This window comes from Clostridium sp. Marseille-Q2269 (genome assembly GCF_943736985.1).
Lineage (GTDB): Bacteria > Bacillota > Clostridia > Clostridiales > Clostridiaceae > Clostridium_F.
Map to the genome: position 1 here is coordinate 1 of NZ_CALSFS010000010.1, position 11,088 is coordinate 11,088.

Annotated in this window: 9 protein-coding genes and 1 pseudogene; 2 read left to right on the plus strand and 8 right to left on the minus strand. The window is 28.7% G+C overall.

The window, feature by feature from the left end; all coding sequences use genetic code 11:
• The first annotated feature begins 210 nt into the window (after positions 1-210).
• Complete coding sequence (locus NGI68_RS11685; RefSeq protein ID WP_502799390.1) at positions 211-759, plus strand: MATE family efflux transporter; 549 nt, start codon at positions 211-213, stop codon at positions 757-759.
• Positions 760-938: 179 nt separating this feature from the next.
• Here NGI68_RS11685 and NGI68_RS11690 read toward each other — a convergent pair whose 3' ends face one another.
• A complete protein-coding gene (locus NGI68_RS11690; protein ID WP_251861788.1) occupies positions 939-2,375 on the minus strand; it encodes an APC family permease in 1,437 nt (478 codons plus the stop codon).
• A gap of 1,157 nt (positions 2,376-3,532) precedes the next feature.
• Between NGI68_RS11690 and NGI68_RS11695 the strand changes: the two genes are divergently transcribed.
• Positions 3,533-4,852, plus strand: coding sequence for an APC family permease (locus NGI68_RS11695; RefSeq protein WP_251861662.1), 1,320 nt, complete (start codon positions 3,533-3,535; stop codon positions 4,850-4,852).
• 72 nt (positions 4,853-4,924) lie between these two features.
• On the opposite strand, the gene NGI68_RS11700 is transcribed toward NGI68_RS11695, so the two are convergent.
• The 7 genes and pseudogenes from NGI68_RS11700 to acdB all read right to left on the minus strand — a co-directional run bounded on the left by NGI68_RS11700 (position 4,925) and on the right by acdB (position 10,934).
• Positions 4,925-5,659 (minus strand): protein kinase family protein, encoded by a 735-nt coding sequence (locus NGI68_RS11700; protein ID WP_251861663.1) that lies wholly within the window; start codon positions 5,657-5,659, stop codon positions 4,925-4,927.
• Positions 5,650-5,865 (minus strand): hypothetical protein, encoded by a 216-nt coding sequence (locus NGI68_RS11705; RefSeq protein ID WP_251861664.1) that lies wholly within the window; start codon positions 5,863-5,865, stop codon positions 5,650-5,652. Before NGI68_RS11705 ends, NGI68_RS11700 begins: the two co-directional genes overlap by 10 nt.
• Before the next feature lie 171 nt (positions 5,866-6,036).
• Complete coding sequence (gene hadI / locus NGI68_RS11710; RefSeq protein WP_251861665.1) at positions 6,037-6,810, minus strand: 2-hydroxyisocaproyl-CoA dehydratase activator HadI; 774 nt, start codon at positions 6,808-6,810, stop codon at positions 6,037-6,039.
• A gap of 54 nt (positions 6,811-6,864) precedes the next feature.
• A pseudogene (locus NGI68_RS11715) lies at positions 6,865-7,794 on the minus strand (YkvI family membrane protein); the annotation flags it as partial.
• Positions 7,795-7,907: 113 nt separating this feature from the next.
• Complete coding sequence (locus NGI68_RS11720) at positions 7,908-8,960, minus strand: electron transfer flavoprotein subunit alpha/FixB family protein (protein ID WP_251861666.1); 1,053 nt, start codon at positions 8,958-8,960, stop codon at positions 7,908-7,910.
• A gap of 18 nt (positions 8,961-8,978) precedes the next feature.
• The gene (gene etfB / locus NGI68_RS11725) at positions 8,979-9,764 is read right to left on the minus strand and encodes an electron transfer flavoprotein subunit beta (RefSeq protein WP_251861667.1); all 786 of its coding nucleotides are present in this window, start codon (positions 9,762-9,764) and stop codon (positions 8,979-8,981) included.
• A gap of 36 nt (positions 9,765-9,800) precedes the next feature.
• Positions 9,801-10,934: a putative isocaproyl-CoA dehydrogenase AcdB gene (gene acdB, locus NGI68_RS11730; RefSeq protein WP_251861668.1), complete on the minus strand. Its 1,134-nt coding sequence runs from the start codon at positions 10,932-10,934 to the stop codon at positions 9,801-9,803.
• Positions 10,935-11,088 lie beyond the last annotated feature (154 nt).

Sequence of the window (11,088 nt, forward strand, 5' to 3'; positions counted from 1 at the left end):
AAGTATAATATCGTCTCAATAGGTAATTTAGCTTTTGAAATTGCCTAACTAAAGTATATAATATAATAGTATTTATAAAATTTAATATTAAATATTAATGAGTTGCCACCGGGTAACTCATTTCATTATACTTAACTTTATTCCTTTAGGTCTTAGTAGGAATGAATGTTAGGTATTTTTTTATGTTTATTTTTAGGAGGGATCATGAAAATGAGTGTAAAAGGTACATTTATGCGCTATGTTTTAACAAATATTATGGGAATGGCTGGTCTTTCATGCTATATTTTAGCGGATACTTTTTTTGTATCTAAAGGATTAGGTGTACATGGGTTAACAGCTCTAAATTTATCAATTTCTATTTACAGTTTTATTAGTGGAACGGGACTTTTGATTGGAATTAGTGGTGCTACAAAATATTCTATTTATCAAGCACAAGATAAAAATAAAAAAGCAAATATTATATTTACTAACTCTATTAAAATTGGGATTTTATTAGGAATATTTTTTTTGCTAATTGGTTTATTTGAATCATCAAAACTTAGTAGTTTATTAGGAGCAGATGAAAATATCTTTCACATGACAAATACCTATCTAAAAACACTACTATGTTTTGCGCCTTTTTTTATTCTTAATAATATTTTTATAGCTTTTATTAGAAATGATGGAAATCCTAAGCTATCAATGTCTGGAATAATAACATTAATTTTAGGAGTATTCTTTGCTAAAAAATCTTTAAAAAGATTACAAGAGAACGTATAAATTAGATATCTTTTAGATTTACTATATTAAAATTAAAGCTATTTTAAAATAATCTCTTATTTTGTATTATAGATTAACTGTATTTATATTGAAAAAAATTCATCACCTAAAAGGCGATGAATTTTTTTCAATATTATATTAATTCTACTTTGTATATTAATTTTATGTTAATTTTGATTCTACATATTTGTATTTTTATTACTTTCAGAAGATACAGTATTATATTTTTTTGCAAGATATGGCATTATTACTCCTAAACCAATCAATACAAATGGAGTTATAATATTAAGAGATAATTGGAATATATCGGTAGAATACATACCTCCAATACATGCAAATGCAGTAAATGCAAAACACCATACTCCAAAAATAAAACCTACTTTATCACTCTTTACAAAATAATACTCTCTTTTGAATTTTTGTCCTGCCTTCTTCAATGCAATATAAGCAAGGAATACCCATAAGTAACGAAGTGGCATACATACAGCATTTAATTTTACTAGCCATCTAACTAACTCGTCTACATTACCAATACCCAGAGCTGGTACTATAATTAATATTGATACTATTACTGTAATAAGCTTATTACCATTTTTATATGATCCGTATTTATTTTTTTCAAACATTTGTCTTGGAATAAAACGTTCGTCTGCACTATCTAGTAGCATTCGTAATGGTGCATCAATTGATAATATCAATACAGCAAATTGAGAAATAATATTTGTAATTGCATATATAACTACAAATAGGTTCCCTACACTGTAATATTCACCTAATTTTTGGAATGCATAATATGCACCATTAGTCATTAAATCCTTAGGAACATTATTAGAATCGAACATCATCCCAAGTGATACTGTACCTAAAATTGCACATACAGCAACCATGATTGCTAAAGCTATCATTCCTTTTGAAAATCCTGTTTCTGGATTTTTCATTTGATTAACGTAAGGTGATATTTTTTCACATCCACCTACTGCAAATACCAAAATAGCTAAATTTGTAAAGAACCGCATATCAAAAGTTGGCATAAAGGTCTTAAAAGACCAATCTATTGTATTTAAATGTGCTGGTGTAATTGCTGGTGCTACCATCATTAAAATTATAAATAAAATAGACATTACAAACATTGCTGTTCCTGCTAGTGTTGCTAATTTTTTTAATGGATTTAACCCCTTTGATGCAATATACATACCAATCAAAAATATTATCAAACAACTTAGTTGCATAAGCTTTGTATTCATAGAACTAATTCTTTTATCTTGAAAAATAGCCCAACTTGTTGCAATCATAAGACCTGATGGCTTTTGTGAAATATAAGGCATATGAACTATCCAATATGTCCATCCAGCATAATATGCAAGCTTTGGTCCTATGGTTTCATGTATCCAAGAACTTACGCCTCCCCCACAATCTTTAAAGGCTGATCCTAGTTCTCCTACCATTAAAGCATATGGTACAAAGTAAACCCCAAAAATTATAATCCAAGAAACAATTGCCTTAAGACCGTTATACTCTGAGAAACCATTAATAACATTACCAAAACCCCATACAGTTGAAAATGCCATAAAGGCAAGAGTATACCAAAGAATTTTTTTATCTTTATTTTGTGACATAACATATTCCTTTCTGTTTTTAATATTATTATTTAGATAATAACTTATTGTATTCATAATGTATTTATGACTATACGCTATGAATTGCAGAAAATTTTATATAATAATTTTATGAACTTATCTCTGCAATACACAACTGAATCAATGACCCAAAATAAATAGTTGTAATAATATAAGTATTTCTTGTTGTTATGGTTGTTGCTATAATTTATATAATTCTATACACTTTACAATTTCTTTTATACTTTTTATTTATTACTACAACAACTATTACTTATTACTCTTTATTTATTACTTATTATTTATTATTTCTTTACTTACAAGGCCCTTATAAGCCTCTTAGTACCCCCTTGTAAGCACCTTATAATCCCCTTTATAGATGCTTATAATGATTCCTATATACTTTTATAACCCACTAAAAGAACATATGAATTTATTAATAAATTTTTACCCCAATTAATAAATGATTTAAAACATATTTATACCCCTTTATAGCCCCTTTAACTAAAAATTAAAATTATTCTAAAAATTACTTTTTTCATGTCTTAAAATAGCTTGTCTGTTTATAAAATATATTAATAATGAGTTAATTTATTAATATATCTTGATTTTTATAAATAGCTATTTTATTAATTAATGTATGTTTATTTTATAAATAACTACTTTACCTCCTTTCATATTTTAGACGTAATAATCGTTAATAATAATATATCATAAGTTATAATATTTTTTAAAATGCCATTTTTCTTGATAATTTATTAAATTTTGCAATTAAACTTGTATTATGCCACTTAAATATGATTTCCATTATTTAAAACGTATACATAAAAATTTATATTTTATATTAAATAGAATAATCTACTACTATATAAATTATTTTTACATAAATTCAATAGATTGAGATAAAATGTTATCATCTCAATCCAAATTTTATATCTTTATTAATAATGCATAAATTGTATTTTATTACACAATTTATATAATAAATTTTCATAAATTTTAGAATTTATTCATTTTTATTGTATTCCCATAAAATTACTTGTCACTTTTAAACATTTACATTTTAAAATATTAAAAATAATTGTTGAATTTTTTTTAATATTCGGTAATACTATATAAAAAAGAAAAGTTGTGATGAAAGAAGGGAGATGTATAATATGTTAGAAAAGAAGTACGGTCTTTGGACTACAGTTTCTATGGTAGTTGGAATAGTAATAGGTTCCGGTGTATTTTTTAAGGCTGATAATATTCTTATGGCTGCAGGTGGGAATGTAAAAACAGCTTTAATTGCATGGTTAGTAGGAGCAATTTCTATGATTTTTGGAGCTTTAGTTTTTGCAGATTGTTCTAACAGATTTGAAAAATCTAATGGAATAGTTGATTATGCTGAAGGCATGATGTCAAAAAAATTTGCTTATTTAATAGGATGGTTTAACGGAATTATTTATTATCCAGCATTAGCTGCAGTACTAGCATGGGTAGCTGCTAATTATACTGGTATTTTATTTAATAAAAGTGGTAATTTTGTATGGATTATGGCTGCAGTATATATGATAGGAATATATATTTTAAATTACCTTTCCCCTATACTATCAGGGAAATTTCAGGTGGCTTCAACATTTATTAAGTTAATTCCTTTAATTGTTTTAGCTATATTTGGTATATTTTACGGTGTTAATCATGGAGTTTTATCAAATAATCTTTCTACAATACCAAATATATCTGGTACGGGTACAGGTTTCTCAGCTGCAGTTCTAGGAGCAGCTTTTGCATATGAAGGATGGATTATTGCAACTACAATTAATGCAGAAATAAAAGATTCCAAAAAGACTCTTCCTAAAGCACTTATATTTGGTTCATTAACAATAGTAATCATATATATATTATATTTTCTTGGTATAGTATCAATACTTCCAACAGGAACTATATTAAAACAAGGAGATAACGCCGTTAACGTGGCTGCTGGCCTAGTACTTGGAAATTTTGGAGCGTCTCTTCTTACAGTATTTATAATAGTATCCTGTTTAGGTACTCTTAATGGACTTATACTTGGAGGTTCTCGTTCTTTTTATTCTTTGGGTATTCGTGGTCAAGGTATTAAACCTGATCTATTCTCTAAAGTAAATAGTAAAACTGATATCCCTACTAACTCTACCATAGCAAATTTTATTTTAATTTGTATATATTTAGTAGTTTGGTATATGAACTTTGCAGGACTATTTCCTAATAAATTATTTATAGACATTTCAGAATTGCCTATAGCCGTAATATATGGCATATATATAGTTATTTATATAGCATATATGATAAAAATGAAAAATTTATCATATATGAAAAGATTTGTTATTCCAATTTTAGCTCTTATTGGAGCTTCAATAGTGGTATATGGAGGTCTTTCTAAACCTTCTGTACTAGTGGATGTAGGTATTTCAATGTGTGTATTCCTTTCAGGTTTGCTATTCTATAAAAAAAATTAATTCAAAAACCTTGTAGTATTTTTATATACTGCAAGGTTTTTATAAGTATATGATATTATTCTAAATACTATATTAGCTAGAATAATTATTTTTTAATAATAAAACATCTCTTTCTATTTGTTCTATGCTACTATACTTTTTCTCTATACCTAGTAATCTTTTTAAAAAATACCTTTCCTCATTAAACAAATCCAGTTCTTTATGCCAAGGCTTTTCTATAAAGGATTTGTCATGAAATGTTGTGTAATATAAATGTAATAAAAAATCCCTCAGATAGTAAAAATCCAGATTTTTAGTATATTCTTTATTGTTGATCCATCTGGCTAATCCAAAATCAACTAAATAAACTTTTTTATTATAATATATTGTATTTGGAATTCTTATATCTCTATGTACTATTCCTCTTTTATGCAAATACTTTAGAATTTGAATAATTTCAATACATATATTATATATTTCTTGTCTTTTAAAGATATATTCATCTTCACAAATAATTTCTTCAAAGGTTTTTCCATGTTTATACTCTAACACATATCCAAAAAAATTTTCTAATTCTACTTTCTTTATAAACTTAGGAATATAATCATGATTAATACTTTTTAATATTTCTTCTTCATAAATGACTTTACTTCCTATTTTTTTTAACATTTTTGTTTTTAATTGCTTTAATATATAGCGACTTTGATGATGTTCAACTAAATAACAAATTCCAAACCTGCCTTCACCAATTATCTTTAAAACAGTATATTCATTAATTTTTTCCTTTGTCAAATATGTTTTATTTTTTCTAAAAAACTCTATGACCATGAACTGTATTTTTTCCTAGGATGATGCCTCTTATGTGAATCTGAGTAAGATCCTTTTCTTGAAGAAAATGCAGACATCATAGATCCTAAAAATCCTGATTTGGATCTAGTATGTCTTTTATAATAATTACTTCCTCTATGTTTATTTTTATTGTATCCATTGCTAGATGAGTTAACTAAATTAAAAATTTTAGATAATATACTCATATAATCTCTCTCCTTCTATTTATTAAACTTTAGTGCCTTAGTTTATTTTCTTACTGTTTGATTTATTATATTATATCTTAAGTTACTTTTATTTTTAACTATATTTACAAAATATTATTTTTTTATTTTAAGTAAAAAAGATTATATCCACAATTTATTAATATATTAAATCTATTTTATTTCCTCAAATGCATAAATAGCCGCACCTAATGCTCCAGTTAATTGAGCCAATTCTGGCACTTTTATATCATGACCTAATTCTTTTTCCATGGCTTTAACTATGCCGGTATTTCTAGCTACTCCTCCTACCATAACCACTTGCTCTTCAATGCCTACTCTCATAGCAAGGGTAGATACACGCCTTACTACAGATGTATGAATACCTGCTACTATGTCTTCTTTTTTTGCATTTGCTGATAGATGAGAAATCACTTCTGATTCTGCAAATACAGTACAGGTACTACTTATTGGAACCTCATTTGTAGATTTTTCTGATATCTCCCCTAATTTAGATACATCCGTTTCGAGAACTCCTGCCATAACATCTAAAAATCTACCTGTACCAGCAGCACATTTATCGTTCATAATAAAATTTATAAGCTTTCCTTTATTATTTAATTTCATAGCCTTTGCATCTTGTCCGCCGATATCTATAATTGTTCTTGCTCCTGGTATTAAAAAAGCTACACCTTTAGCATGACAACTCAATTCACTTATTTGTTTATCTGCATCTTTATATTGAATTCTTCCGTAACCTGTAACTACTGTTTTTTCTATATCCTTTTCTTCTAAATTAGATTTTTCTTTTAATTCTTTTATTAATTTTGAAGGTCCACTAGTTCCAGTACCCACAGGAACTAGTACACTAACCACAATTTCCTTTCCATCCTTCATGATAACGCCCTTAGAAGTAGTGGATCCTATATCTAATCCCATTGTATACATTTGTATCTTCTCCTTTATAAAAAATTTTTATTTAGGATCTACAGCTTATATATTATCCTTTGATAATATATTTTCTTTAGATATTACATCTTCTTCTAATACATCACTATCAACTTGTGATAATGTACTATGATGTTCTTTTTTAAATCTGCTATTTTTTATTTTTCCTATCACTATACATGGAATAACCACAGCAAATATACCCATTATTCCAACATATCCATAACCAACAACAACAATATTAGTTAACCCAAACAATGAAATTGCCATAGATAAAACCATGCATACAAAAGATATAGCTCCTCTTCTTTTTTTTATATCAATAGGCTTCTTAATAACATTTTCAAATCTAGCTACAGCTCCAAACACACATCCTATACCTGTGGATACAAAGGCTAAAAACAATACTATTGAATAAGAAAATAATAAAAAATTACTATTCAAACGTTTACATATATACAATATTGGTATAGTCTCTTTTTGTGTTCCTGGCATCCATGCAAGTAACATTATACAAGATAATGTTATCATGACTCCATTTAGTATAACTCCTAAAAACATTGATTTATTAATAGCCTTATCAGATTTTAAAGTATCACTTGCACTTAATACAATTGCAACTACAAAGGCTTGATAACCAGCATATCTAAGTCCACTATACAAAACTGTTCCAAAGGATGAAGGTGAATATTGTGTGGAAATCATTTGAGAAAGATTTCCTAAATTAGCCTTTATCCCTGTAACCACTATAACTGTTAAGAATATTAATATTAATATAGTAATAATAGTTGAAGCTTTTCTTATTAATTCAGATCCATATATGGTTAGTATATAGAAAATCCCACCTGTAATTAATACTCCAACAAAATAATTAACACCATAGTTCTCCATAAGAGAAGCAGAACCTGCTATAGATCCTCCTGTCCCTAATAACACTATCATTAAATATCCTATTTCAAAAACTACAGAAAAAACTTTATCATAATGGCTTTATAAATTAAATATTATCTTTATAATGCCCCCTCATCCAAATATATTAGAATAGGGGGCTATAATAAATAGTATAATATAATTAACTTTTTATATTAAATTTAGGGCTAATGTGCTATTTTATGTTTTTCAAATAATTCTGTAATACGATTATCGTCATTTAATAATTCTAATAATTTAGGCACTACATCATATAAATCTCCCACTATCCCATAGTCTGCTACTTCAAATATTGGAGCTGATTCATTTTTATTTATAGCAATTATTATATCTGATTCTTGCATACCTGCTAAATGCTGTATAGCTCCTGAAATTCCACAAGCTATATAAACTGTTGGTTTTACAGTTGTTCCTGTTTGACCTACTTGGTGTGAATTTTCTATCCAACCAGCATCTACAGCAGCACGAGAAGATCCAACTACTCCATTTAATTTATCAGCTAATTTTTTTAATAATTTAAATCCATCAGCATTTCCAAGACCAAGTCCTCCAGACACAATAAAGTTTGCATCTGTTAGTGATACTAACTCTTTTTTAGATTTAACTATTTCAACTACTTCTGTTCTTATATCTTCTTTAATTAAATCTGCACTTAATTTTAAAATTTGGCCCTTTCTATTTTCATTCTTTACGGCTTTATCCATAACTCCTGGTCTTACTGTTGACATTTGAGGTCTATTATCAGGACATATTATTGTAGCCATAATATTGCCTCCAAATGCTGGACGAGTTTGTTTAAGTTTTTTATCTTCTGGGTCTACTTCTAACTTAGTGCAATCGGCTGTTAATCCAGTATCCAAATTTGATGATATTCTAGGAGCTAAATCTCTGCCTATATGAGTTGCACCAATTAAAACAATTTCTGGTTTAATATCATTTACTGCATCTACTATAACCTTTGCATATCCATCAGTTGTATATTTCTCTAGCAATGGATCATTAGCATAATAAACTTTATCTGCACCAAACTGTATTAGTTCATCTGTCAAATTGTCAACATTGTATCCAAGCAAAACTGCACACAATTCTACTCCAATATCATCGGCTATCTTTCTACCTTCTCCTAACAATTCTATAACCACAGGAGTTATCTTACCCTGTCTTTGTTCTGCAATTACCCAGACATTTTTATATATACTTAGATCTTTTTTTATATCCATATTACCCTCCGATCAATTTTATATAATATGCTTTTGTTTCAAATTTACAACTAGGTTTTCAACCACTTCTTCTGTTGATCCTTCTAGAACAACACCCTTACCTTTAGGTGCTGGAGTAAATGATCTAAATACTTTAGTTGGAGAAGCCTTAAGACCTACTCCTTCTCTTTCTATATCTAGGTCATCAATAGTTAAAACCTTTATTTCTTTTTTATAAGAATCAAATATTTTATCTACCGCCATATATCTAGGATCATTAAGTGAACTTACAGCTGTTAATAATACAGGTTTTTTTACTCTAATTATTTCGTAGCCATCTTCTAGTTGTCTTTGTACTGTTACATTATCTCCGTCCATTTTGAAATCTTGTACATAAGTAACCTGTGGAATACCTAATTTTTCGGAAATTTGTGGACCGACCTGAGCTGTATCCCCATCTATAGCTTGTCTTCCAGCGAATATAATATCATAATCTCCAATGTTTCTTATGGCTGATGCAATAACCTTTGAAGTAGCCCAAGTATCGGAACCTGCAAAGGCTCTATCACTTACTAAATAAGCATCATCTGCTCCCATTGCAAGACATTCTCTTAACATAACCTCTGCCTGAGGAGGGCCCATTGAAACAACTGATACATTTATACTCTCATCTTTATCTTTCATTTTTAAAGCTTCTTCAAGTGCATTTGCATCATCTGGATTTAATATACTTGGAACACCCTCTCTTATTAATGTTCCTGTCTTAGGATCTATTTTTACTTCTGTTGTATCCGGAACTTGTTTAACGCATACTACTATCCTCAAATCTTTAACCTCCAATTTTGTTTATTTCTTAATATATTATTTAAGGGCTTTTGCCGCAATAACCATCTGCTGAACCTGAGATGTTCCCTCATATATAGATGTAATTCTGGCATCTCTATACATTCTTTCTATTGGATAATCTTTCATATATCCATATCCACCATGTAATTGTAATGCTTTATAAGCCACTTCATTTGCAATTTCTGCAGCATAATATTTTGCCATTGCAGATTCAACTCCCGGATTTATACCAGCATCTTTCTTCTCCGCTGCATCGTATACAAGCCATCTAGCAGCTTGAACCTTAGTTTCCATATCCGCAATTGTAAATTGAGTGTTTTGGAACTTCGCTAAAGGTCTACCAAATTGAACTCTTTCCTTAACATATTTTATAGCTTCATCTAAAGCACCTTGAGCTATTCCAAGAGCCTGAGCAGCTACTCCAATTCTTCCAACATCAAGTGTATTTAATGCCATTTTAAAACCTTTACCTTGTTTTCCAATAAGGTTTTCTTTTGGAACCTTTACATTTTCAAATATTAAATCTGCGGTTTCTGTTCCCCTGATGCCCATTTTATTTTCATGGGCTCCAGTTGAAAATCCATCCCATTTACTCTCAACTATAAAGGCTGAAATTCCTCTTGAACCTTTACCTTTTTCTGTCATGGCTGTTACTATCGCGAAATCACAAATAGGTGCATTTGTAATAAATGTTTTTCTTCCATTTAAAATATAATGATCTCCATCTAAAACTGCAGTAGTTTGACCAGCACCAGCATCTGATCCTGCACCTGGTTCAGTTAACCCAAATGATCCTATATATTCACCTTTTGCAAGAGGCTTTAAATATTTTTCCTTTTGCTTATCTGTTCCAAAATTAAGTAAAGGTAGTGCTACTAATGATGCTCCTGCTGTTATAAAAGTTCCTGTAGAAGCACAACGTCTGTTAATTTCTTCCATTATTATGCAGTAAGAAACATAATCAGCGCCAGCGCCACCATATTCTTTAGGTATTACAGGACTAATAAATTTATATTTTGCAAGCTTTTCTATTAGTTCTTTAGGTAACTTACCCTCTATATCAACTTGTTCTGGAATATCTTTCAACTCTCTATCTACAAAATCCCTTACGGACTTTCTCAAAAGTTCATGCTCTTTCTTAAATAACATACTTTCCTCCTTTTAAATTTACGACCTTACAAAACTGTAGCGATTTTTACTATTAACTCTATATTTTTAATAATATTACAGTGTCATTCATAAAAACCGCTACATAGTTTGTATAAGGAAATTTAATTATTTTTATATAAAATATTTTTAATCT